The organism is Ferrovibrio sp., from assembly GCF_965278975.1.
Classification (GTDB): Bacteria; Pseudomonadota; Alphaproteobacteria; order Ferrovibrionales; family Ferrovibrionaceae; genus Ferrovibrio.
This window is the reverse complement of the sequence record NZ_OZ257126.1, coordinates 1378126-1401593: the sequence shown is the minus strand read 5'-3', so window position 1 is coordinate 1401593 and position 23468 is coordinate 1378126. Positions and strand designations below refer to the sequence as shown.

The following is a 23468-nucleotide window of genomic DNA, read 5'->3' as shown; positions in this document are numbered from 1 at the left end:
CCCATGACCCAGAGCCAAACCCTGTCTGCCACCCCGCCCAGCCCGATTGCCAGTCCGGTCACCGACCTGGCCATCGAAGGCATGACCTGCGCCGCCTGCGCCAGCCGCGTCGAAACCGCCCTGCGCAAGGTGCCGGGCGTGCGTGAAGCGGCGGTCAACCTGGCCACCGAAACCGCCCACATTGCCTGGGCCGGCCAGAGCGACGATGCCGCCCTGCTGGCTGCCGTGACCAGGGCCGGCTACAGCGCCACCGCGCAAGTGCCGGAAGCGCCGCCGGCGCCGCGCCCCGATACGGTCACGCCGCTGAAAATCCAGGCCCTGGCGGCGATGCTGCTCACCCTGCCCCTGATGGCCGACATGGTGGCGATGTGGAGCGGCGCCACGCATCTGATGCTGCCGGTCTGGCTGCAGGCCTTGCTGGCCGGCATCGTGCAGTTCGGTTTCGGTGCGCGCTTCTATGCCGGCGCCTGGCGTGCGCTCAAGGCGAAAAGCGGCAACATGGATCTGCTGGTGGCGCTCGGCACCTCGGCGGCCTATGGCCTCAGCCTGTGGGTGATCTACCGTCATGGCTCGCATGCCGGCCACGCCTTGTATTTCGAAGGCGCTGCGGCGGTGATCAGCTTCGTGCTGCTCGGCAAGTGGCTCGAAGCACGCGCCAAGCGCCGCACGGCGGATGCGCTGGATGCGCTGTTGAAACTCAAACCCGCCGAGGCGCATCGCCGTACCGGCGATGGCACCATCGAGGATATCGCCGCCAGCCTTATCCGGCTTGGCGACCTGCTGCTGGTGCGCGTGGGTGAAGCCCTGCCGGCCGATGGCGTGGTGGTGGAAGGCCGTGCCAGTGTCGATGAAAGCATGCTCACCGGCGAAAGCCTGCCGGTGGAGAAAACTGTCGGCGACCGCGTGGTGGCTGGCGCGGTGAACCGCGATGGCAGCCTGCTGCTGCGTGCCACGGCGGTGGCGCAGGAAACCATGCTGGCGCGCATCGTGCGTGCGGTGACGGCGGCACAGGCGGCGAAGGCGCCGATCCAGCGCCGCGTCGATCAGGTTTCCGCCATCTTCGTGCCGGTGGTGGTGCTGCTGGCGCTGATCAGCTTCGCGCTCTGGGCCGCGCTTGGCGGCGATATCGAACAGGCCATCATCAATGCCGTGGCGGTGCTGGTGATCGCCTGCCCCTGCGCGCTCGGCCTTGCCACACCGGCGGCGCTGATGGTCGGCAGCGGCACGGCGGCGCGCGCCGGCATCCTGGTGCGCGATGCCGAAGTGCTGGAACGTGCCGGCGCCATCAAGGTAGTGGCGTTCGACAAGACCGGCACGCTCACTGAAGGCAAGCCGGCGGTGACGGACCTGCTCGGTAACGGCATTGCGGAAACCGAATTGCTGCGGCTCGCTGCCGCGTTGCAGGCCGGCTCCGGCCATCCGCTGGCACAGGCCCTGCGCCAGCGTGCCGCCGGCCTTGTGCTGCCTGAACTCGGCGGTTTCCGCGATCATGCCGGTTTCGGTGTCTCCGGTGTTGTGGAAGGCCGCCGCCTGCTGCTTGGCACCGCACGGCTGCTGCAATCGGAAGGCATCGATGTGGCGGCCTGGAAGCCGCGCGCGCTGGCTTTGCAGCAGCAGGGCCGCACGGTGTCGTGGCTTGCCGCCGCCGATGGCACGCTGCTCGGCATGATCGGTTTCGCCGATCAGGCGAAGCAGAGTGCCGCGCGTGCCGTGGCGCGGCTGAAGCAACGCGGCATTGCCGTGGCGATGCTGTCCGGCGATGCCCAGGGCGCGGCGGAAACCATTGCCCATGCGCTTGGCATCGATCATGTGGAAGCGGAAATCCTGCCCGAGCAGAAAGCCGCCGCGGTGCAGCGGCTGCGTGCGCGCTTCGGCGCCGTGGCGATGGTGGGCGATGGCGTCAACGACGCACCGGCCTTGAGCGAAGCCGATCTCGGCATCGCCATGGGCGGCGGCACCGATGCCGCCATCGGCGTTGCCGGCATCACCCTGATGCGCGGCGATCCGGCACTGGTGGCCGATGCGCTGGAAATTGCCGAACGCACCGAGGCAACGATCCGGCAGAATCTGTTCTGGGCCTTCATCTACAATCTGGTCGGATTGCCGCTGGCGGCATTCGGCCTGCTCAATCCGGTGCTGGCCGGTGCGGCGATGGCATTGTCCAGTGTCAGTGTGCTGGCCAATGCGCTGCGGCTGAAACGCTGGCAACCGAAATCATAGGAGAGCAGCCATGAAAACCATCGGCGAAGCTTCGGCGGATTCCGGCGTCTCGGCCAAGATGATCCGCTATTACGAAAGCGTCGGCCTGCTGCCCAAGGCTGGGCGCACGGCCTCGGGTTATCGCAGCTATGGTGCCGCGGATGTGCATAACCTGCGTTTCATCCGCCGTGCCCGCGATCTCGGTTTCAGTCTTGAAGAAATCGCCAAGCTGCTGTCGCTGTGGCGCGACCGCGAACGCTCCAGCGCCGATGTGAAGGCCATCGCGCTGAAGCATGTGGCCGAACTCGACCAGCGCATCGCCGAGATGACCGCGATGCGCGGCACGCTTAGCCATCTCGCCGAAGCCTGCCATGGCGATGGCCGGCCGCATTGTCCGATCCTGGATGAACTCGGCGAAGGCCCGAAGCCGGCGATGGTCAGCGCGCAGAAGCCGGATTGCTGCGCCTAGGGCTTACCGGTCCGTGGGAAAGGCCTTGGAGTGTGCCCTGTTGTCATACCCGCGAAAGCGGGTATCCCATTTCTTTTGTAAATGGGACCCTCTGTAAGCGCGCGAACGCTAAAGGCGTTCGTGGGCGCACAGGCCCGAAGGGCTGGCGCGACGGTGACAACAGAATAGATCAAGACGTAGGGCTAAGCCCCTAGGCCTCATCCGCCTCGATGACGCAGAACACCATGTCCACCGTCTCGCCATCGGTGGACAGCGGCAGCAGCAGGGTGCCGCGCTCGAACAGCCGGCCGCGCAGCACCGAGCCCTGGTCGTCCTCGGGCCCGTAGAAATGATTGCAGTCGTATACGAAGCTGCGCCGCTCGATCACCGCGCGGTAGTTCAGCAGCACCTCATCCCAGGTATCGTCCTGCAGATGGTGGCCGATATGGTGGCCGCGCACCGGCCGGCCGGTGGGGTCGAAGCCGCGCATCCGCACCTGCCGCGTGCCAACCAGGCGGTAGCGCAGGAAAGGGGCTTCGGGCAGCACCTCGGTCAGCACGATATCTGGCAGTAAATCGGGAATTTCTGTGGGCTGAATATCGGCCCTGGCGGGCATCAGGCGGCCCTGGCGCTTCCCGTCCCAATATTCATAGGCGCGGCGGATACGCGGCGAACAGACCTCCAGGAATTCCAGGGTCAGCAGGCGCGGATGGGTAGACCGTTTCAGCGCGTCTTCAAGGTCAGGGGGCATGGCCGGATAAAACTCGGTTTTGCGCAGCACCTCAAGCCGTAACTTCCCCCATTTTCGCCCGTGTGTTACCGTCCGTAAGGTTGCAGTTCCGCTGGGGTCCTTAGCCGCGATGCGCCGCGCGCATTCAATCTTGAACTATGCCTTGCTGGCTATCGTCGCCCTGGCGGTGGCGCTGAATTACTATGTGCATGTCGAATTGCGCGGCGAGGCCGAGCGCGACGAGGTGGCGGTGATGGAGCGCCTGGCGCGCATCCATGGCCAGGATCTGGAAAGCACGCTCGACGCCATTCGCTATTCGATGGAAAAGGCCGGCCTGCTTTACCGCCTGCTGGATGGGCAGCCGGAACGCTTCCATGCCGAACTGAAACGCCTGGAAAACGAGCTGCCGCAGGTGCGTGCCATCGGCATGGTGGACCTGCAGGGCCGCGTCACGCATTCCTCGCGCAGCTACCCGCCGCCGCAGATCACCCTGGCCGACCGCGAATACATTTCCTACTTCATCCAGGGCGGCACCGCTGCTTCGCGCATCGGTGGCCCGGTGCGCAACAATTATGATGGCCAGTGGCAGATCGGCATGGGCGTGCCGCTGCGCGACGATACCGGCACGCTGGTCGGTGTCGTCACCTCGGTGATCGACCCGGCGCAGATCGCCAAGGATTTCGCCAACGGCATCACGGAGGGTGATTTCGTCTCGCTGCTGGACGAGAGGTTCCGCCTTATCGCGCGCCATCCCTGGCGCGAAGCTGCAATCGGCCAATCCTATCCCGATGCCCCGGCGTATCGGGTCATGAGCCGCGATCCCAGCCTCGGCAGTTTCAGCGGTGTTGCCGCCAATAGTTTCGATGGCAGCACGCGCTTCGCCGCCGTGCGCCGGATCTATGGTGGCGCCTTGGTGCTGGCGGCGTCGCGCTCGCAGGATGAAGCCCTGCGCAACTGGCGCAGCCTGGCCTGGCTGGTCAGCATTGCCTCCGTTGCCACCGTGCTGCTGGCGGCTTTGGCCACCTGGCAGGCACGGCGGCGGATCGAGATCGAGGAACGCAAGAATGCCTCGCTTGCCTCGCTGAATGTGCAGTTGCAGGAGCAGACGACGCGGGCCGAGCGGCTGGCGGCGGCGAAAAGCGAATTCCTCGCCACCATGAGTCACGAAATCCGCACGCCGATGAACGGCGTGCTGGGCATGGCGCAGGCATTGCAGGCGATGCCATTGCAGACCAATGCGCGCGAGGCGGCGGAGATCATCACCGAAAGCGCCGCCAGCCTGCTGGCGGTGCTGAATGATGTGCTGGATTACTCGCGGCTTGAAGCCGGCAAGCTGGCATTGACGGCGGCGCCGCTGAGCATCGCCGCCGTGCTGCGCCATATCGAGGCGCTGTTTGCTTCCGCCGTGCAGGCCAAGGGACTGGATTTCCAGTTGCTGGTTGCCGATGGCCTGCCCGATGGCGTGGTCAGTGACGAGGCACGGCTGCGCCAGATCCTGGTCAACCTGATCGGCAACGCGGTCAAGTTCACCACGCACGGCTATGTCCGCGTCGCCGTCAGCCGCAGCAGCGGCCCGGCCGGCCTGCCGATGCTGCGCCTGGAAGTGGCTGATAGCGGCCCCGGCATCGCGCCGGAGGCCCAGGCCCATATCTTCGATCGCTTCACCCAGGAAGATGCCTCGATCAGCCGCCGCTTCGGTGGCGCCGGCCTTGGCCTTGCCATCACCAAGCGGCTGGTGGAACTGCTTGGCGGCCGCATCGGCTGCAGCAGTGAAAAGGATCGCGGCGCACTGTTCTGGGTCGAATTGCCTTGGCAGGAAGCCGTGACACAGCAGGCCGAGGCGGAGCCGGTGCCGGCCCCGGCGGTGGCGCAACTTGCCCTTTCCAGCCCGGCGAAGCTGCTCTGCGTCGATGACAACCTGGTCAACCGCCGCACGCTGCAGGCCCTGCTGCTGCCCTTCGGCTTCGATCTCACCCTGGTGGAAAGCGGCGAGGCGGCGGTGGTGGCGGCGCGCGGCACCAGCTTCGACAGCGTGCTGCTCGATATCCACATGCCGGGGATGGATGGGTTTGAAACCCTGCGCGCCCTGCGCAAGCTGCCCGGCACCGCGCGCGCCCGCATCCTGGCGATGACCGCCGATGTGATGCCGGAAGCCGTGCTGCGCTATGAAAGCGCCGGCTTCCAGGGCGTGGTGGCCAAGCCGCTGATCATCAAGGATCTGCTCGGCGCCCTGGCGCCGGCCACCTGAATTTCTGAAAATAAAACCGCCGCGCCCCCGGTGATCCCGGGAGGCGGCGGTTTGTGGGGTCAGGCTTATGCCGTGCCGGCAGCAGCTTCCTTGCTGCGCTGGTACTGCGCCACGAAATCGATCGGGTCCAGCATCAGCGGCGGCACGCCGCCATCGCGGGTCACATCGGCGATGATGCGGCGGGCGAACGGGAACAGCAGGCGCGGCGCCTCCACCAGCAGCAGCGGCTCGACATGCTCTTCCGGGATGTTCTGCAGCGTGAACAGGCCGGCATAATGCAGGTCGGCGACGAAGGCGTTTTCCTCGCCATGCTTGGCTTCCACCAGCACGCGCAGCACCACCTCGAACAGGTCGTCGCTGACGCGCTGCGCCTGGGTGCCGATATTGACGCCGATCTGCGGCGCTTCGTTGATGGTGAAGGTGCGGGGCGCCATCGGGTGTTCGAAGGACAGGTCCTTCACATACTGCACATTGACGCTGAAACGCGGCGCCTGCTCGACTGCTTCGCTCATCGACTTGTTCTCCAGGTTGAAGGCGAGACGGCTAACATGAATCGGAGGGCGTCACAAGGCACCCCGGGCGAGTGCGGGCGTCTCTTCGGATGCGGTTTTTCCCTGGCTTTTCCACCATTCCGCCCCTTGGCGAAACCCGGTTCAATGCCTACATCTGGAGGCAACCCCGCCTGGACCGGGGCAGGCGAAGTAGATAGACTTCCCGTGAACTAGGCAGATAGTGAATCCGGCAGACAGTGAACTAGGCAGACTTGGGCATCATGGGTGACAGCGGTTTCCAATTCCTCGATATCCTGTTGCTCGGCGCGATTGCCGTGTTCATCGCGCTGCGGCTGCGTTCCGTGCTCGGCCAGCGTACCGGCCATGAGCAGCAGCGCCGCGCGCCCGCTGAAAGCGCCGCCGATACCGGCGATAATGTAATCGCCCTGCCGCGCCGCGATGCGGAAGCCGAACCGGCCGATGCCGCCGATCCCAAGATCGCCCGCATCCGCGCTGCCGATCCCAGCTTCGCCGGCGATGAGTTCCTCAAAGGCGCCGCCTGGGCCTATGAAGCGATCGTCGGCGCTTTCGCCGCCGGCGACAAGCCGACGCTCAAGGGCATGCTGTCGCGCGAAGTGTTCGGCGATTTCGAGAAGGTGATCGACGACCGCGCCCGCCAGGGCCATACCCAGGAAACCACCTTCGTCGGCCTGAAGAATGCCGAGATCGTGGAAACCGCGCTGAATGGCCGTACGGCGGAAGTCACCGTGCGCTTCGAGAGCGAGCTGATCAGCGCCACCCGCGACCGTACCGGCGGGCTGATTGCCGGCGATCCGCAGGCGGTGGAGCAGGTCACCGATATCTGGACCTTCGCCCGCGATACCCGTTCGCGCGATCCGAACTGGACCCTGATCGCCACTGCCAGCCCGAATTGATTGATGCCGGCCCGGCGCGCCCTACCGCTCGGCCTGCTGCTGCCCATTGCGATACTGGCGGCAGCCTGTGCGCCCAAGGCACCCGCGCCTGAACCGCCGAAACCGCCGGCCATTGCCTTCCGCGCCGCCAGCTTCGCCGACCTGCCCGGCTGGCAGGCCGATCGCCTGGAAGAAGCCCATGCGGCGCTCAAGGATTCCTGCCCGCGCATTACCGCGCAGCGCGGCAAGGCCGGGCCGGATGGCTTCGCGGTCTATGGCAAGCCGGAGGAATGGCAGGCTTTCTGCACCGGCATCGCCCGGCTGGCAGCCAATGACGGCGCCGGTCTGCGCCGCCTGATCGAGGCCGAATTGCAGCCCGTCGCGGTGCTGGGCGATGGCAAGGCGGAAGGGCTGTTCACCGGCTATTACGAACCGAGCCTGAAAGGCAGCCGCCAGCGCCGCCCGGGCTATGACGTGCCGCTCTACAAGCTGCCGCCCGATCTGGTGCAGGTCGATCTCGGGCTGTTCAAGCCGGAATGGCGCGGCCAGCGCACGGCTGGGCGGGTCGAGGGCGGTTTCCTGAAACCCTATGACGACCGCGCCGGCATCGAGGCCGGCGCACTCGCCAACCGCAACCTGGAACTCGCCTGGGCGGCCGATCCGGTGGCGGCCTTCTTCCTGCAGATCCAGGGCTCGGGCCGCATCGAGCTGGCCGAAGGCGGCGTCATGCGTGTCGGCTTCGCCGGCCAGAACGGCCATGTCTACACGGCGATTGGCCGCGTGCTGATCGACCAGGGCGTGATGACGCGCGAGGAAGTCTCGATGCCCGCCTTGCGCGCCTGGCTCGCCGCCCACCCGGACAAGGCCCCGGCTTTGCTGCGCGAGAACCGCGCCTTCATCTTCTTCCGTGAACTCCCCGCTCCCGCCGACCCCACCGCAGGTCCGCCCGGCGCGCAAGGCCTGCCGCTGCGGCCCGGCCGTTCCCTGGCCGTCGACCGCAGCCATGTCGCCATGGGCCTGCCGCTCTGGCTTGCGGCGGGCTATCCGGCGGCGGAAGCGCCTTATGCCGAACAGCCGCTCAACCGCCTGATGGTGGCGCAGGATACCGGCGGCGCCATCCGGGGCGGTGTGCGCGGCGATGTGTTCTGGGGCCATGGCGCGGCGGCCGAAGCCATCGCCGGGCGCATGAAGCATCCCGGCCGCTACTGGTTCCTGCTGCCCAAGGCCGCTGCGGCCCGGCTCGGGGTTTCGTAAAGCATCATAAATCGTACCGGTGTCATGCCGGCGCCCCCTTCGGGCCTGTGCGCCCACGAACGCCTTTAGCGTTCGCGCGCTTACAGGGCATCCCATTTGTTTAGGTGAAATGGGACCCTCGCCTGCGCGAGGGTGACGGCATAAGGCTGCGCCCCTCAATCCTTCGGCGGTTCGCTGTCGCCGGCGCCGAGGCTGCGCTGCATCAGCACGGAATCGACCCAGCGGCCGAATTTGAAGCCGATGCTCGGCAGGGTGCCGATGGTCTTGAAGCCGAAGGCGGCATGCAGGCCGATGGAGGGGGCATTGGCGCTGTCGCCGATCACCGCGATCATCTGGCGGTAGCCGCGCGCCGCGCTTTCCTCGATCAGCGCCGGCAGCAGCAGCCGGCCGAGGCCGCCGCGCCGCATCTCCTGGCGGATATAGATCGAATTCTCCACCGTGAAGCGGTAGGCGCGCCGTGCCCGGTAGGGTCCGGCATAGGCATAGCCCAGCACCGGCCCGCCGGCACCCTCGGCGGCGACGATATAGGGATAGCCCGCCGCGCGCAGGGTATCGAAGCGCCGCGTCATCTCGGCCAGGTCCGGCACTTCCTCCTCGAAGGAGGCGAGGCCATTGGAGACGTGATGGGCGTAGATCGACTGGATTTCCGGCAGGTCATTGCTCTGGGCGGGGCGCAGGATCGGCATGCAGTTTCCCTCAGTCGTAAAGCGCCAGCCGGTCGAAGCTGGCCTTGTAGTTCACTGCCTGCTCGGCGCGGATGGCGCGCGCCAGATCGGCGGCATTGTCGAAGCGCAGCGCGTGGCAGAAACGGGTTTCGTGCGACCCGCCATGCACATCCTCATAGGCGATGCTGCCGATCAGGTAGAGCCGGTTCTGCTGGCCCTCGATCAGGGCGGCCAGCATGTCGGGCGGGAACGGCCCGCCCGGCGCCTGGCTGCGCAGGCTGGCGCCTGAGCCGAGGCCCGGCAGCGGCAGGTCCGGCGCCGGCCAATCCTCCGGCGCGGGGAAGGCTTGGTCCTCGGGCAGCGGATAGGGCAGCACCTTCAGCGCCGCGCTCTGGCGCAGCCGCAGCGCCGGCGAGCGGCCATGATTGAGGATGGTGAACTGCCCGGCCACCAGCATATAGGCGCCGAAATTGCCCAGGCCCGCCGGCTCCACCGCCAGATAGGCGCGGTTCTCGCGGGCGCTGGCATCCAGTGCCGCCTGGGCGATCTTGGCGGCATTGCGCTCTGCCGCCTGGCGCTGTTGCAGCAACTGGCTGGCGAACCAGGCCGCCACCGCGAAGCCGCCGAGCAGGATCACCAGCAGCAGCCCCAGCAACCAGTTGCCCTGGCGCTGCGCCGCCAGGCTTTCGGCATCATGCGCCGCCTGGGCCTTCAGGTTGCCATGCCAGGTTTCCAGCGCCGGCAGGGCGACGGAGAGGAAATCATAGATCGCGTCGTCGCTCGGGCCGCTGCGCGCCGAAGGCTGGGCAGGGGCAGGAGCGCCCGCCGGTGCCTGCTGCGCCTGGGCCGGGGAGCCGGCAAGGGCAATGCCCAGCAGCAGGGCAACCGCGAGCAACATGGGCGCGAGCAACAGGGGCGCCAGGAACAAGGCGGGGCGCCGGGGGTTGCGGGGGTGAGGCATGGGTAATTGGTGCGGCATGAAAAGTCGGCTGGAGGACAAATCTGGAGGGCAAATGCGGTGCGGTTTTGCAGGGCGAATCGCCTGAACCCGCTTGTGCTTATCTTACGCAGCGATACTGGCGGTGTCTCGCGGCTTGTGGCGAAAAACCGCCCCCGATCCGGCTTGATCAGCCCCTGATCCGGCTAGGCTGGCTTGGCTTTCCCGGGAGCGGCAATCGCCCTTCAGCACGATACCTGCCTGTGTCACATCATTAAAAATACTTGATTTTTTAATCTAGTTGTCCGACAACCAGACCATGACTGAGTTGAAAGCCATCCCGCGTGCGCCATCCCTGGCCGATGATGTCGCCGCCGCCCTGCTGGCCCGCATCGTCAGCGGCGAATGGGCGGTGCATGCCCGGCTGCCGGCGGAAAAGGCCCTGGCCGCCGGCTTCGGGGTCAGCCGTGCCGTGGTGCGCGAGGCCATCGCGCGGCTGAAGGCGGAAGGCTATCTCACCACCCGCCAGGGCAAGGGCGCTTTTGTCGCTGCGCCGGAAGAAGCGGCCCCGTCCGGGCCGGGACGCAAGCCCGATGCGGCGGCGCCGGCGAGCGGCAAAAACGGTTTCCGCCTGCCCCCGGCGGTGGATGCCCATCTGCTGGAACTGCGCACCCTGATCGAATGTGATTGCGCCGAACTGGCCGCCTTGCGCCATACCGAGGCGGACCTGGCTGCCATGCGCCAGGCCCTGGCCGATATGCGCCAGGCCATCGAGGCCGGCGGGCTGGGGCTGGCCGAGGATATCCGCTTCCATGAGGCGCTGGCCCAGGCATCGGGCAACCCGGTGCTGGCGCGCTTCGCCCAGTATGTCGGCCGCGGCCTGCGTGAAACCATGCAGCTCGCCCGGCTGTCCAAGCTGCGCTACGAGGACCGGCTGGACGATATCGAGCGCGAGCACCAGGCCATCCTCAAGGCCGTGGCCGCTGGCGATGGCGCCGAGGCCAGGATGCTGCTCGCCGGCCATATCGCCAAGGGCAAGGCCCGCCTGGGCCTCGCTGCACATCTGGCGAAATCCAGTTAGACTACCCCGCCCCGCCTGCCCCAAGGACCGCACCAGCATTATGTCCAGCCACGCCCCGACCCCGCCAAGCACCCGCCCCGCCGAGCCGCGCGTCGCCCTGTTCGTCACCTGTCTGGTGGACCTGTTCCGCCCCAGCGTCGGCTTCGCCGCCGTGAAGCTGATGCAGGATGCCGGCTGCCGCGTGGAAGTGCCGCAGGCCCAGGTCTGCTGCGGCCAGCCGGCCTATAATAGCGGCGACCGCAAGGACACCACGGCGATTGCGCGCCAGGTGATCGAAGCTTTCGAGGGCTATGATTTCGTCGTCGCGCCATCCGGCTCCTGTGCCGGCATGCTGCGTGAGCATTACCCGGCTTTGTTTGCCGCCGAACCGGCCATGAAAGCCCGCGCCGAAGCCTTCTCCGCGCGCGTCTGGGAACTCACATCGTTCCTGGTCGATGTGCTGCGGGTCGAAAGCGTCAGCGCCAGCCTGGCTGCCAAGGCGACGTACCACGATTCCTGTTCCGGCCTGCGCGAACTCGGCATCAAGGCGCAGCCGCGCCAGTTGCTCGGCAGCGTAGCCGGGCTGGAAATGCTGCCGCTGGAAGGGGCTGAAACCTGCTGCGGCTTCGGCGGCACATTCTGTGTCAAGTATGGCGAAGTCTCGGCCGATATCGCCGGGCGCAAGACCGAGAAGATCGCGGCCTCTGGCGCCGAATTGCTGCTGGCCGGCGATATGGGCTGCCTGATGAACATGGCCGGCAAGCTGAAGCGCGAGGGCAGCGCCATACAGGTGCGCCATGTGGCGGAAGTGCTGGCCGGCATGACTGATACACCGGCCATCGCTGAAGGGGAGCGCTAGAGCATGACCATGCCGATCACTTCCTTTGCGTTCAAGGACAATGCCAAGAAGGCGCTGGCCGATCCCAACCTGCGCAAGGCGATGGCGATCATCGGCGGGCCGATGGCCAGCCGCCGCGTCGAGAGCGCGCAGCAACTGCCCGAATTCGAGGCGTTGCGCGATGAAGGGCTGGCCATCAAGAAGCATGTGATGGCGCATCTCGATCTCTATCTCGAACGCTTCGAGCAGGCCGTCATCGCCAAGGGCGGCCATGTGCATTGGTGCCGCACGCCGCGCGAGGCGCGCGAGACGATTCTGGCATTGTGCCGTTCGCGCGATGCCAAGACCGTGACCAAGGGCAAGTCCATGGTCAGCGAGGAAATCGGCCTCAATGCTTTCCTGGAGCAGCATGGCATCCAGCCGGTCGAGACCGATCTGGGCGAATACATCATCCAGCTGGCGCATGAGCCGCCGAGCCATATCATCGGCCCGGCCCTGCACAAGACGCGTGAGCAGGTGGCGGAATTGTTCGAGGAGCATCACCCGGATTATGCGCCGAATGGCGTGAAGCCCGGCAAGCGCTCGACCGAGCCGCAGACGCTGGTGAGCGAAGCCCGCAGCGTGCTGCGCCAGGCTTATTTCAAGGCCGATGTTGGCATTACCGGCGCGAATTTCCTGATCGCTGAAACCGGCGCCACGGTGATCGTGACCAATGAAGGCAATGGCGACCTGACGCAGAGCCTGCCGAAGATGCATATCGTGATATCGAGCATCGAGAAGGTGATGCCGAATCTTGAGGATGTGTCCACCATCCTGCGCGTGCTGGCGCGTTCGGCCACCGGCCAGGAGATGAGCTGCTACACGACATTATCCTGCGGCCCGAAGCGGCCCGACGATGTCGATGGCCCGGAAGAATTCCATGTCGTGCTGCTGGATAACGGCCGCAGCGAAATGCTCGGCTCGCCGCTGGAAGACCTGATGCGCTGCATCCGCTGCGGTGCCTGCATGAATAATTGCCCAGTCTATCATTCGGTCGGCGGCCATGCCTATGGCTGGGTCTATCCAGGGCCCATCGGCGCCGCGCTGGATCCGCATATGATCGGCCTGGAAGCGGCGCAGCATCTGCCCAATGCCTCCACCTTCTGCGGCAAATGCGAGGAAGTCTGCCCGATGCGGATTCCGCTGCCGAAGATCATGCGCCATTGGCGCGAGCAGGCCTATGACAAGCGCATCACGCCGCCGCTGCAGCGTTATGGCATCGAAGCCTGGGCATGGCTGGCGCAGCGGCCCTGGCTCTATCGCCTCGCCACGCGGATCGGCATGGGCCTGCTCGGGCATCTCGGCAAGAGCAAGGGACGCTTCGCCTCGCTGCCATTGGCGGATGGTTGGACGGCGGCGCGCGATTTCCCGGCGCCGCAGGGCGATACCTTCATGGCGCAGTGGCAGAAGCAGCAGCAGCAGAAGCCGGGCGGGAGCAAGTAAGATGGCAAGCTCGCGCGAGAAGATTTTTTCCACGCTGCGCCGTGGCCTCGGCCGTGGCCCGGAAGACGCCGCCGCGCAAAGCCGCGTCAATCAGCGCATCAGTAATCCGCAGCCGAACTTGATCCCACAGCGCGCGCAACTGCCGCAGCCGCAGCAGGTGGAGTTGTTCATCGAGAAGGCCACGGCGCTGACCGTGACGGTGGATCGCGTGGCGACGCCCAGTGATGTGCCGGAGGCGGTGGCGACCTATCTGGCGCAGCGCAATCTGCCCACCAGCATCCGCATGGCGCCGAACCCGATGCTTGAAAGCATCCCCTGGGCCGACAAGCCGATGCTGAGCATCGAGACCGGGCCGGGCCGCAGCCAGGATCTGGTCAGCGTCACGCCGGCTTTCGCCGGCATCGCCGAAACCGGCACGCTGATGCTGCATTCCGGCAGCCAGACCTCGACGACGCTGCATTTCGTGCCCGACAACCATATCGTGGTGATGCGCTCAAGCCAGATCACCGGCAGCATGGAAGATGCCTTCGCGCGGCTGCGCCAGAGCATCGGCGGCGTTGCCAACTGGCCGCGCAGCGTCAACCTTGTCACCGGCCCGTCGCGCACCGCCGATATCGAAGGCGTGCCGGTGCTCGGCGCCCATGGTCCGCGCCAGCTGCATATCGTGCTGATCGACGATGCCGCCTAAGAAGCTCGGGCTGAAGCCGCAGCCCTTGGTGCCGGATGGCGAGGCCTGGGGCCATGTCGCCAAGGATGTGCGGCCATTGAAGCGCGGGCCGGACCGCGTGCCCGCGCCGCTGGCGCCGATGCCGAAAGTGCTGCGGCCCGAGGCGCCGTTTCCGAGTGATGTCACGCGGGCGGAAAACCTGCGCAAGCGGCCGGCAAAAGCGGCGCCGCCGAAGCAGTTGCCGCAGATGGATGGGCGGCTCAAGCAGCGCCTGGTGCAGGGCCGCATCCCGGTGGAGCAGCGCATCGATCTGCATGGCCTCACCTTGCGCGAGGCCGAACGCGCCATGGACCGGCTGCTGCGCGACTGTATCGCACGCGGCCAGCGCGGCCTGCTGGTGATCACCGGCAAGGGTCTGGACAAGAGCGCCGAGCCGCCGCCGCTGTTCGAGCGCCGTGGCGTGCTGCGTGCCTGGCTGCCGGAATACCTGCGCCACGGCCCCTGGCGCGACCAGATCCTCGGCATCGCCCCGGCGCGCCAGGAACAGGGCGGCGCCGGCGCCTTCTTCGTGCTGTTGCGGCGCCTGCGGCCGGAACGCTAGACTGCGCGCCATGCGCCGATGCCTGCTGGTCTTGCTGCTGCTGAGTCCCCTCCTGCTGCTGAGTCCGCAGGCGCGGGCGGGCGGCATCGAGCATATCGACCTGCCCTCGCCCAGTCTGGGCCGCCCGATCCCGGCCTATGTCTACCTGCCGAAAGGCTATGCCGAATCCCGCCTGAGCTATCCGGTGCTGTATCTGCTGCATGGCTTCGGCGGCAAGGATGGCGACTGGCTCGGCCAGGGCAACCTGGAAGCCACCATGGACCGGCTGATCGCCGCCGGCACCATTCCGCCGGCCCTGGTGGTGATGCCCTCGGCGGGGGGCAGCTGGTATGTCGATGCCGCCGATATGGCTGGCGGCGAGAAGCTCGAAACCGCCTTCATCCGCGACCTGCTGCCCGGCATCGAGAAACGCTACCGCGTGCTGGCGCGGCGCGATGGCCGGCTGCTCGGCGGGCTATCCATGGGCGGCTATGGCGCCATGCGCTTCGGCCTGAAATTCCCGGAAATGTTCGCCGCCGCCGCCCTGTTCAGCCCGGCGATCTATAACCCCGAGCCGCCGGAGAATTCCTCGGCGCGCAAGGTCAATGTGTTCGGCCAACCCTTCGATCCAGCGCGCTGGCAGGCGCTGAATTACACGGCTTTGCTGCCCGGTTTCCTGGCCAAGGGGCTGGCCCTGCCCACCTTCATCGCCTCGGGCGACGATGACGAATTCCAGATCGAGCTGCATGCCACGCTGTATTACAGCGCGCTGCGCCGGGCGCGGCAGCCGGCGGAACTGCGCATCGTCAATGGTGCCCATTCCTGGGCGGTCTGGGAGGGCAGCCTGGCCGAGGCCCTGGCCTATATCTTCCAGTCAGCGGCCCGGCCCCAGGTCACCGAATAGGCCAGTAAATAGGCCGGTTTTGGCGCCGAAACGGTTGGCTGGGCTGGCGGATTCGCTATAGTCCGGCTTAAATAATCCCAGCTATTCCGGCAGAGGCGCTCCCATGCTCCGCAACTCCCTCGTCACCGTTTTCGGCGGCTCCGGCTTCATCGGCCGCTATGTGGTCCAGAAGCTGGTCGAGCAGGGCGCGCGGGTGCGGGTGGCGATCCGCCGCCCGGATGAGGGCCTGTTCCTCAAGACCATGGGCGCGGTCGGCCAGGTGGAACTGGTGCAGGCCAATATCCGCGTGCCGCGCTCCATCGCCGCCGCTCTCAAGGGCGCCGATTATGCCGTGAACTGCGTCGGCATCCTGCAGCAGGGCGGGCGGCAGAGCTTCGCTGCCGTGCAGGCCTTCGGCGCCGAAGCCGTGGCGAAACTGGCCAAGGATGCCGGGGTGAAGCAGCTGGTGCATGTCTCCGCCATCGGTGCCGATGCCGAAAGCGCGTCGGGCTATGCCCGCAGCAAGGCTGCCGGCGAGGCCGGTGTCGCCAAGCAGTTCCCTGATGCCGTGATCCTGCGCCCCTCGGTGGTGTTCGGGCCGGAGGATGATTTCTTCAACCGCTTCGCCACCATGGCGGCGATGGCCCCGGCGCTGCCGCTGGTCGATGGCGGCCATACCAAGATGCAGCCAGTCTATGTGGCGGATGTCGCCGAGGCCGTGCTGCGCAGCCTGACCCGCGCCGAGGCTGCCGGCCAGCGCTATGAACTCGGCGGGCCGCAGGTCTACAGCTTCAAGCAGCTGATGCAGCTCACGCTGAAGGAAATCGGCAAATCCCGCCTGCTGCTCCCGGTGCCGGGCGCGGCCCTGAAGCCGCTCGCCTTCGTGCTGGAAATCCTCCCCTTGCCGTTCAAGGCGCCGATCACGCGCGACCAGATCGAGCTGCTGAAGGCCGATAACGTGGTGGCCGAGGGCGCCAAGGGCCTCCAGGACCTGGGCATCGAGGCGACGGCGGCGGAAGCCGTGCTGCCGACCTATCTCTACCGTTACCGGCGCGGCGGCGGCAAATTCGAGCCGCGCTACGGCTGATCGGCTGCTCGACCAAGACTGCTGATTGTATGCGTACAAAGCCCGGCTCTGCCGGGCTTTTTCTTTGTATTCTGGAGGGTATTGACCGGAATACCGGGAAATAAATTAGTACCTTTTCGGCCATATTGCCAAAGCGGCAAACCCCTCGCAGCCCCTCTCCGGAGTCCCTTGAGGGTGCGAAATAAAATTATTAGTCACAAATGCTGACCTATCGGTGTTTTTTTGCTTGCGGAGTCCTCCGCGCGACAATAAAAGCATAGGCGAAGCCCGGCGGACCCCTTTTCAGGGTGTCTGCGCGGGCTTTTGCCGCCCACACACAACCCCACGGGTGGCAGCCCCATGAATACCGGGCGGCCCCGTGCAGCGGATCGCCGCCCCCGAAGACCAGGAGTCCCGGCCATGGCCGAGAAGATGCTGAAGTTCGTTTCCCTCGCCCAGTCGACGCCGGACAAGCGCGCGGCGGCGGAACGCGCCAAGGACTTCGGCGAGATCTACCAGGAATTCGCTGCCGAGAAGGCCAACCAGCAGGCCTCGCGCTGCTCGCAATGCGGCGTGCCGTTCTGTCAGGTGCATTGCCCGCTGCACAACAATATCCCCGACTGGCTGCGCATGACCGCCGAGGGCCGCCTGGAAGAGGCCTACGAACTGTCCTCGGCCACCAATACCTTCCCGGAAATCTGCGGCCGCATCTGCCCGCAGGACCGGCTCTGCGAAGGCAATTGCGTCATCGAGCAATCGGGCCATGGCACCGTCACCATCGGCTCGATCGAGAAATACATCACCGAGACCGCCTTCGATCAGGGCTGGGTCAAGGCGCCGAAGCCGTTCGGCGCTGAACGCAGCCAGAGCATCGGCATCATCGGCGCCGGGCCGGGCGGCCTCGCCGCAGCCGAGCGCCTGCGCAGGCTCGGCTATCAGGTGCATGTCTATGACCGCTACGACCGTCCGGGCGGCCTGCTGATCTATGGCATCCCGAATTTCAAACTGGAGAAGGACGTGGTGGAGCGCCGTTCGGCCCTGTTCGCCGAAGCCGGCATCCAGTTCCACATGAATTTCGAAGTCGGCCGCGATGCCACGCTGGAAGACCTGCGCAAGAAGCATGACGCGGTGCTGATCGCCACCGGCGTCTACAAGGCGCGCGACATCCAGGCGCCGGGCGTCGGCCTCAACAACATCGTGCCGGCGATGACCTATCTCACCGCCAGCAACAAGACCGGGCTGGGCGATAGCGTGCCGGAATTCACCAGCGGCGCACTGGATGCGAAAGGCAAGCGCGTCACCGTGATCGGCGGCGGCGATACGGCGATGGATTGCGTGCGTACCGCCATCCGCCAGGGCGCGGTGAGCGTGCATTGCCTCTATCGCCGCGACAAGGCCAACATGCCGGGTTCGATGCGCGAAGTGAAGAATGCCGAGGAAGAAGGCGTCGAATTCTCCTGGCTCACCCTGCCGCGTGCTTTCCATGGCGATGGTAACGTCACCGCCGTGCGCATCGGCAAGATGAAGCTTGGGCCTGTCGATGCCTCGGGCCGCCAGAGCCCGGTGGAAATCGAAGGTGCTGATTACGATCAGCCGGCCGATTTGGTCGTGAAGGCGCTGGGCTTCGATCCGGAAGACCTGCCCGCCCTGTTCAAGGCGCCGAATCTGGAAGTGACGCGCTGGGGCACGGTGAAGGCCAATGCCCGCAGCCATGCCACCAGCCTGCCCGGCGTGTTCGCAGCCGGCGATATCGTGCGCGGTGCTTCGCTGGTGGTGTGGGCGATCCGCGATGGCCGCGAAGCCGCCGACTCGATCCACAGCTATATCCAGGCCAAGGCGGCGCCGAGCGCGCAGGCTGCCGAGTAGGAGGCGACGACGATGCGCAAGCTCCTCGCTATCGCCCTGCTGCTCGCCTTCGGCTTCGCCGCCGAAGCGCGGGCGCAGGCCGCGCCGGCCACAGTCAACCAGGAAACCCTGGCCGAAGCGCGCAAGCTGCTCGTTGTCACCCGTATGCAGACGCATATGGACATGATGATGAGCCATATGATGACGATGCTCACCGACCTGCTCAGCAAGGCCAATCCCGGCAAGCAGGAGGAAGTCAGGAAAGCCGTGACCGAGCTGTTCCTGCCGGAAATGCGGGCCGCCCTGCCCGGCTTGCTGGATGAGATCGCCAAGCTCTACACGCTGCATTTCAGCGCCGATGAGCTGCGTCAGGTCGTCGCTTTTTATGAAAGCCCGGTCGGCCGCAAGGCCATCGACACCATGCCGGCGATCACGCAGCAGAGCATGGCGATGGGCCAGGCCTGGGGCCAGCAGGTGGCGCAGCGCGCCATCGAGAAGCATGCCGAGACGCTGCGCCAGCGCGGCATCACGAATCTGTAAGGAGTTCACGCCATGACCGACATCATCAATTCCGGCGAAAGCTTCATCGAGCAATTCAAGACCGAAGCCGCGCGGCTAGCCGCCGAAGGCATGTACAGCCCCGCCGATGAGCGCGATGCCTGCGGCGTCGGCCTGGTGGCCGCGCTGGACGGCATGCCGCGCCGCGATGTGGTGGTGGCCGGTATCAAGGCGCTGAAGGCGGTGTGGCATCGCGGCGCCGTGGATGCCGATGGCAAGACCGGCGACGGCGCCGGTATCCATGTGCAGATCCCGCAGGATTTCTTCCGCGAGCATGTGCGCCGCACCGGCTTCGAGCCGGGCGAGGGCAAGCTGGGCCTGGGCCAGGTGTTCCTGCCCAAGACCGACCTGTCGGCGCAGGAAACCTGCCGCACCATTGTTGAAACGGCGATTCTGGATTTCGGCCATGGCATCTACGGCTGGCGCCAGGTGCCGGTGAATGCCGCCATCATCGGCGAGAAGGCCAACGCGACCCGGCCCGAAATCGAGCAGGTACTGATCGAGAACCGCCTGGGCAAAGACGACAACGAATTCGAGCGCGACCTGTTTCTGATCCGCCGTCGCATCGAGAAGGCGGTGCTCAACGCGCATATCACCGAATTCTACATCTGCTCGCTGTCCTGCCGCAGCGTGATCTACAAGGGCATGTTCCTGGCCGAGCAGCTCGACAATTTCTATCCCGACCTCAAGGACGAGCGTTTCGTCTCCACTTTCGCCATCTATCACCAGCGCTATTCCACCAATACCTTCCCGACCTGGCGGCTGGCGCAGCCTTTCCGCATGCTGGCGCATAACGGTGAAATCAACACCGTGCGTGGCAATGTGAACTGGATGAAGAGCCACGAGATCAAGATGGCGTCCGAGGCTTTCGGCGAATATTCCGCCGATATCAAGCCGATCGTGCAGTCGGGTTCGTCTGACTCCGCCGCGCTCGATGCCGTGTTCGAAGTGCTGGTGCGCGCTGGCCGCACCGCGCCGATGGTCAAGACGTTGCTGATCCCGGAAAGCTGGTCGAACAAGACCACCATGCCGCAGGCGCATCGCGACCTCTATTCCTACGGCAACTCGGTGATGGAGCCGTGGGACGGCCCGGCGGCGATCTGCGCCACCGATGGCCGCTGGTGCGTTGCCGGCCTCGACCGCAACGGCCTGCGTCCGCTGCGCTACACGATCACGTCTGACAAGCTGCTGGTGATCGGTTCCGAAGCCGGCATGGTGCCGGTGCCGGAAGCCCGCGTGGTGGAAAAGGGCCGCGTCGGCCCCGGTCAGATGATCGCGGTGGACCTCAAGAAGGGCCGTCTGTTCAAGGACCGCGAGATCAAGGACCGGCTTGCCGCCGAGCAGCCCTATGGCGAATGGGTCAAGGGCATCTCGACGCTCGACAAAATCAAGGAAGCGACGCCCCCCGGCCCGGCCTTCGACCGCGAGGCGCTGCGCCGCGCCCAGCTTGCCGCCGGCCTGACGCTTGAGGATATGGAGCTGATCCTGCAGCCGATGGCGGAAGACGCCAAGGAAGCGGTGGGCAGCATGGGCGACGACACGCCGATTGCCGTGCTGTCGGAACAGTATCGCGGCCTGCATCATTTCTTCCGCCAGCAATTCAGCCAGGTCACCAATCCGCCGATCGACAGCTTGCGCGAGAAGCGGGTGATGAGCCTGCGCACCCGCATGGGCAACCTCTCCAACGTGCTGGACGAGGATGCGCAGCAGGTGAAGATCCTGCTGCTGGAAAGCCCGGTGCTGAGCAACGCCGATCTCGCCAAGGTGCTGAAGTATACCGAGAACACCACGGCCCGGATCGACATCACCTTTGCTGCCGATGGCGGGCCCTCGGCCTTGCGCGATGCGATCAAGCGCATCCGTTCGGAAGCCGATACGGCGGTGCGTGGCGGCGCCGCGCATCTGGTGCTCACCGATGAAGCGCAATCGGCCGCGCGGGTTGCGATCCCGACGATTCTTGCCGTCGGCGCCGTGCACAGCCATCTGGTGCGCGCCGGTCTGCGCACCTTCACCTCGATCACCGTCCGCTCCGGCGAGGCGCTGGACGTGCATTACTTCGCGGTGCTGATCGGCGTCGGCGCCACCTCGATCAACGCCTATGTGGCGGAAGCCAGTCTGGTGGACCGCGTCAATCGCGGCCTGCTCGGCAAGCTCTCGGCGGAAGAAGCCATCCAGCGCTACAAGGATGCAGTGGATGGCGGCCTGCTGAAAGTGATGTCCAAGATGGGCATCTCGGTCGTTTCAAGCTATCGCGGCGGCTACAATTTCGAGGCACTGGGCCTGTCGCGTTCGCTGGTCGCCGATCTGTTCCCCGGCATGCCGTCGCGCATTTCCGGCATCGGCTATGATGGCCTGCAGAAGAAAGTACTGGAACTGCACAAGAAGGCGTTCCGCCAGGATGTGGTGGCTCTGCCGGTCGGCGGCATCTACCGCTATCGCCGTGGTGGCGAGGCCCATGCCTGGGAAGCCAACCTGATCCACATGCTGCAGACGGCGGTGGCAAGTGAGAATTACGCGCTGTTCAAGAAGTATACGCTGGGCCTGCGCGATCTGCCGCCGATCTCGGTGCGCGACCTGCTGGAACTGAAGCCGGCGGGGCAGAAGATTCCCATCGAACAGGTGGAATCGGTCACTGAAATCCGCAAGCGGTTCGTTTCCGCCGCCATGTCGCTCGGTGCGTTGAGCCCGGAAGCGCATGAAACGCTGACCATTGCCATGAACCGCATCGGCGCCAAGTCGGATTCCGGCGAAGGCGGCGAGGCCCCGGAGAATTTCAAGCCGCGCCCGAATGGCGACAATGCCAATTCGGCGATCAAGCAGATTGCGTCCGGCCGTTTCGGCGTCACCGCCGAATACCTGACCAATTGCCGCGAGCTGGAAATCAAGGTGGCCCAGGGCGCCAAGCCCGGCGAGGGCGGCCAGTTGCCCGGCTTCAAGGTGACGGAGCTGATCGCCAAGCTGCGCCATGCCACGCCCGGCGTGATGCTGATCTCGCCGCCGCCGCATCACGATATCTATTCGATCGAGGATCTGGCGCAGCTGATCTACGATCTGAAGCAGATCAACCCGGAAGCCCAGGTCTGCGTCAAGCTGGTGTCGGAAGCCGGCATCGGCACGATTGCTGCCGGCGTCGCCAAGGCCAAGGCCGATGTGCTGATGATTTCCGGCCATGTCGGCGGCACTGGTGCCAGCCCGCAGACCTCGGTCAAGTATGCCGGCACGCCGTGGGAAATGGGCCTCAGTGAGGTCAACCAGGTGCTGACGCTGAACAAGCTGCGGCATCGCGTGAAGCTGCGCACCGATGGCGGCCTCAAGTCGGGCCGCGATATCGTCATCGCCGCCATGCTCGGCGCCGAGGAATACGGCGTCGGCACGGCGGCCCTGGTGGCGATGGGCTGTATCATGGTGCGCCAGTGCCATTCCAATACCTGCCCGGTCGGCGTCTGCACCCAGGCTGATGCGCTGCGGCAGAAATTTGTCGGCACGCCGGAAAAGGTGGTGAACCTGTTCAGCTTCATCGCCGAGGAAGTGCGCGAGCTGCTCGCCTCGCTTGGCGTGCGCAGCTTGAATGAGATCATCGGCCGCACCGACCTGCTGATGCAGGTCAGCCGTGGTGGCGCGCATCTCGACGACCTCGACCTCAACCCGATCCTGGCCCAGGCCGATGCCGGCGACTATGCCCGCTACTGCACGCTGCAGGGCCGCAACGAGGTGCCGGATACGCTCGATGCCCAGATGGTGAAGGATGCGGCGCCGGTGTTCAGCCATGGCGAGAAGATGCAGCTCGCCTACAATATCCAGAACACCCATCGCGCCATCGGCACGCGGCTCTCGTCGCATGTCACGCGCAAGTTCGGCATGAAGGGGCTGAAGCCCGGCCATATCTCCGTGCGCCTCACCGGCTCGGCCGGTCAGTCGCTCGGTGCCTTCGCCGTGCAGGGTATCAAGCTGGAAGTGTTCGGCGATGCCAACGATTATGTCGGCAAGGGCCTCTCCGGCGGCATGATCGTGGTGCGTCCGGCGCCGTCTTCGCCGCTGGTCGGCCAGACTAGCCGCAACACCATCATCGGCAACACGGTGCTTTACGGCGCCACCGGCGGCAAGCTCTATGCCGCAGGCCAGGCCGGTGAACGCTTCGCGGTGCGCAACTCGGGCGCCAGCGCGGTGATCGAGGGCTGCGGCTCGAATGGCTGCGAATACATGACCGGTGGCCGCATCGCCATCCTCGGGGCCGTGGGCGACAACTTCGCCGCCGGCATGACTGGCGGCATGGCCTTCGTGTTCGACCCGGAGAACACGCTGCCGATCCTGATCAATGATGAAAGCGTGGTCTACCAGCGGCTGGCGTCGAGCTACTGGGAAGGCGTGCTGCGCGGCATGATCGAGGAGCATATCCGCGAAACTCAGTCCACCTATGCGGCCGAAATGTTCAGCGACTGGGACAACATGCGCGAACGTTTCTGGCAGGTCTGCCCGAAGGAAATGCTCTCGCGCCTGGAGCATCCGCTCTCGGATGCCCAGGCAGTGAAGCGGGCGTAAACGACGAAGAGATCGCCGGGTCAGGCCCGGCGATGACGACCTGATTTTCGTCATGCCCGGGCCT

19 protein-coding genes are annotated in these 23468 nt (G+C 65.9%); 15 read left to right on the top strand and 4 right to left on the bottom strand.

The window, feature by feature from the left end; all coding sequences use genetic code 11:
• Positions 1 to 3: 3 nt before the first annotated feature.
• Together ACQY7X_RS06785 and cueR are read left to right on the top strand one after the other, a co-directional pair.
• Entirely contained in the window at positions 4 to 2220 is a 2217-nt protein-coding gene (locus ACQY7X_RS06785; protein WP_428249099.1) for a heavy metal translocating P-type ATPase, read from the top strand.
• Positions 2221 to 2230: 10 nt separating this feature from the next.
• On the top strand, positions 2231 to 2668 hold the full coding sequence (gene cueR / locus ACQY7X_RS06780; protein ID WP_428249098.1) for a Cu(I)-responsive transcriptional regulator: 438 nt from the start codon (positions 2231 to 2233) through the stop codon (positions 2666 to 2668).
• A gap of 190 nt (positions 2669 to 2858) precedes the next feature.
• On the opposite strand, the gene ACQY7X_RS06775 is transcribed toward cueR, so the two are convergent.
• Positions 2859 to 3398: a PAS domain-containing protein gene (locus tag ACQY7X_RS06775; protein ID WP_428249097.1), complete on the bottom strand. Its 540-nt coding sequence runs from the start codon at positions 3396 to 3398 to the stop codon at positions 2859 to 2861.
• 130 nt (positions 3399 to 3528) lie between these two features.
• Between ACQY7X_RS06775 and ACQY7X_RS06770 the strand changes: the two genes are divergently transcribed.
• A complete protein-coding gene (locus ACQY7X_RS06770) occupies positions 3529 to 5625 on the top strand; it encodes an ATP-binding protein (protein ID WP_428249096.1) in 2097 nt (698 codons plus the stop codon).
• A 65-nt stretch (positions 5626 to 5690) separates the two neighbouring features.
• On the opposite strand, the gene secB is transcribed toward ACQY7X_RS06770, so the two are convergent.
• Positions 5691 to 6137: a protein-export chaperone SecB gene (secB, locus tag ACQY7X_RS06765; RefSeq protein WP_428249095.1), complete on the bottom strand. Its 447-nt coding sequence runs from the start codon at positions 6135 to 6137 to the stop codon at positions 5691 to 5693.
• A 260-nt stretch (positions 6138 to 6397) separates the two neighbouring features.
• Between secB and ACQY7X_RS06760 the strand changes: the two genes are divergently transcribed.
• Both ACQY7X_RS06760 and mltA read left to right on the top strand, forming a co-directional pair.
• Positions 6398 to 7051: a Tim44/TimA family putative adaptor protein gene (locus tag ACQY7X_RS06760; protein WP_428249094.1), complete on the top strand. Its 654-nt coding sequence runs from the start codon at positions 6398 to 6400 to the stop codon at positions 7049 to 7051.
• Positions 7052 to 7054: 3 nt separating this feature from the next.
• Positions 7055 to 8284, top strand: coding sequence for a murein transglycosylase A (gene mltA / locus ACQY7X_RS06755; protein ID WP_428249093.1), 1230 nt, complete (start codon positions 7055 to 7057; stop codon positions 8282 to 8284).
• Between the two features lie 155 nt (positions 8285 to 8439).
• Here the strand turns inward: mltA and ACQY7X_RS06750 are convergent, their stop codons facing one another.
• Together ACQY7X_RS06750 and ACQY7X_RS06745 are read right to left on the bottom strand one after the other, a co-directional pair.
• Entirely contained in the window at positions 8440 to 8970 is a 531-nt protein-coding gene (locus ACQY7X_RS06750) for an N-acetyltransferase family protein (protein WP_428249092.1), read from the bottom strand.
• Between the two features lie 10 nt (positions 8971 to 8980).
• Complete coding sequence (locus tag ACQY7X_RS06745; protein WP_428249091.1) at positions 8981 to 9847, bottom strand: hypothetical protein; 867 nt, start codon at positions 9845 to 9847, stop codon at positions 8981 to 8983.
• Between the two features lie 358 nt (positions 9848 to 10205).
• Between ACQY7X_RS06745 and ACQY7X_RS06740 the strand changes: the two genes are divergently transcribed.
• The 10 genes from ACQY7X_RS06740 (at position 10206) to gltB (ending at position 23404) form a co-directional block, all read left to right on the top strand.
• On the top strand, positions 10206 to 10967 hold the full coding sequence (locus ACQY7X_RS06740; RefSeq protein WP_428249090.1) for a FadR/GntR family transcriptional regulator: 762 nt from the start codon (positions 10206 to 10208) through the stop codon (positions 10965 to 10967).
• Between the two features lie 40 nt (positions 10968 to 11007).
• Complete coding sequence (locus ACQY7X_RS06735; RefSeq protein ID WP_428249089.1) at positions 11008 to 11805, top strand: (Fe-S)-binding protein; 798 nt, start codon at positions 11008 to 11010, stop codon at positions 11803 to 11805.
• A 3-nt stretch (positions 11806 to 11808) separates the two neighbouring features.
• Entirely contained in the window at positions 11809 to 13266 is a 1458-nt protein-coding gene (locus ACQY7X_RS06730; RefSeq protein ID WP_428249088.1) for a LutB/LldF family L-lactate oxidation iron-sulfur protein, read from the top strand.
• A gap of 1 nt (position 13267) precedes the next feature.
• The gene (locus tag ACQY7X_RS06725; RefSeq protein ID WP_428249087.1) at positions 13268 to 13954 is read left to right on the top strand and encodes a LutC/YkgG family protein; all 687 of its coding nucleotides are present in this window, start codon (positions 13268 to 13270) and stop codon (positions 13952 to 13954) included.
• A complete protein-coding gene (locus tag ACQY7X_RS06720) occupies positions 13944 to 14534 on the top strand; it encodes a Smr/MutS family protein (protein ID WP_428249086.1) in 591 nt (196 codons plus the stop codon). Before ACQY7X_RS06725 ends, ACQY7X_RS06720 begins: the two co-directional genes overlap by 11 nt.
• A gap of 10 nt (positions 14535 to 14544) precedes the next feature.
• Positions 14545 to 15417 carry an alpha/beta hydrolase gene (locus tag ACQY7X_RS06715; RefSeq protein ID WP_428249085.1) on the top strand — a complete coding sequence of 291 codons (873 nt, stop codon included), beginning with the start codon at positions 14545 to 14547 and terminating at the stop codon, positions 15415 to 15417.
• Positions 15418 to 15520: 103 nt separating this feature from the next.
• Positions 15521 to 16483 carry a complex I NDUFA9 subunit family protein gene (locus tag ACQY7X_RS06710; protein WP_428249084.1) on the top strand — a complete coding sequence of 321 codons (963 nt, stop codon included), beginning with the start codon at positions 15521 to 15523 and terminating at the stop codon, positions 16481 to 16483.
• 399 nt (positions 16484 to 16882) lie between these two features.
• Positions 16883 to 18328: an NAD(P)-dependent oxidoreductase gene (locus ACQY7X_RS06705; RefSeq protein WP_428249083.1), complete on the top strand. Its 1446-nt coding sequence runs from the start codon at positions 16883 to 16885 to the stop codon at positions 18326 to 18328.
• A 12-nt stretch (positions 18329 to 18340) separates the two neighbouring features.
• On the top strand, positions 18341 to 18847 hold the full coding sequence (locus ACQY7X_RS06700; protein WP_428249082.1) for a DUF2059 domain-containing protein: 507 nt from the start codon (positions 18341 to 18343) through the stop codon (positions 18845 to 18847).
• 12 nt (positions 18848 to 18859) lie between these two features.
• A complete protein-coding gene (gltB, locus tag ACQY7X_RS06695) occupies positions 18860 to 23404 on the top strand; it encodes a glutamate synthase large subunit (RefSeq protein ID WP_428249081.1) in 4545 nt (1514 codons plus the stop codon).
• The last annotated feature ends 64 nt before the right edge of the window (positions 23405 to 23468 follow it).

Coding starts and splice junctions, on each gene's coding strand:
- ACQY7X_RS06785 (WP_428249099.1), top strand. CDS start 4: ATGACCCAGAGCCAAACCCTGTCTGCCACCCCGCCCAGCCCGATTGCC.
- cueR (WP_428249098.1), top strand. CDS start 2,231: ATGAAAACCATCGGCGAAGCTTCGGCGGATTCCGGCGTCTCGGCCAAG.
- ACQY7X_RS06775 (WP_428249097.1), bottom strand. CDS start 3,398: ATGCCCCCTGACCTTGAAGACGCGCTGAAACGGTCTACCCATCCGCGC.
- secB (WP_428249095.1), bottom strand. CDS start 6,137: ATGAGCGAAGCAGTCGAGCAGGCGCCGCGTTTCAGCGTCAATGTGCAG.
- ACQY7X_RS06760 (WP_428249094.1), top strand. CDS start 6,398: ATGGGTGACAGCGGTTTCCAATTCCTCGATATCCTGTTGCTCGGCGCG.
- mltA (WP_428249093.1), top strand. CDS start 7,055: ATGCCGGCCCGGCGCGCCCTACCGCTCGGCCTGCTGCTGCCCATTGCG.
- ACQY7X_RS06750 (WP_428249092.1), bottom strand. CDS start 8,970: ATGCCGATCCTGCGCCCCGCCCAGAGCAATGACCTGCCGGAAATCCAG.
- ACQY7X_RS06745 (WP_428249091.1), bottom strand. CDS start 9,847: ATGTTGCTCGCGGTTGCCCTGCTGCTGGGCATTGCCCTTGCCGGCTCC.
- ACQY7X_RS06740 (WP_428249090.1), top strand. CDS start 10,206: ATGACTGAGTTGAAAGCCATCCCGCGTGCGCCATCCCTGGCCGATGAT.
- ACQY7X_RS06735 (WP_428249089.1), top strand. CDS start 11,008: ATGTCCAGCCACGCCCCGACCCCGCCAAGCACCCGCCCCGCCGAGCCG.
- ACQY7X_RS06730 (WP_428249088.1), top strand. CDS start 11,809: ATGACCATGCCGATCACTTCCTTTGCGTTCAAGGACAATGCCAAGAAG.
- ACQY7X_RS06725 (WP_428249087.1), top strand. CDS start 13,268: ATGGCAAGCTCGCGCGAGAAGATTTTTTCCACGCTGCGCCGTGGCCTC.
- ACQY7X_RS06720 (WP_428249086.1), top strand. CDS start 13,944: ATGCCGCCTAAGAAGCTCGGGCTGAAGCCGCAGCCCTTGGTGCCGGAT.
- ACQY7X_RS06715 (WP_428249085.1), top strand. CDS start 14,545: ATGCGCCGATGCCTGCTGGTCTTGCTGCTGCTGAGTCCCCTCCTGCTG.
- ACQY7X_RS06710 (WP_428249084.1), top strand. CDS start 15,521: ATGCTCCGCAACTCCCTCGTCACCGTTTTCGGCGGCTCCGGCTTCATC.
- ACQY7X_RS06705 (WP_428249083.1), top strand. CDS start 16,883: ATGGCCGAGAAGATGCTGAAGTTCGTTTCCCTCGCCCAGTCGACGCCG.
- ACQY7X_RS06700 (WP_428249082.1), top strand. CDS start 18,341: ATGCGCAAGCTCCTCGCTATCGCCCTGCTGCTCGCCTTCGGCTTCGCC.
- gltB (WP_428249081.1), top strand. CDS start 18,860: ATGACCGACATCATCAATTCCGGCGAAAGCTTCATCGAGCAATTCAAG.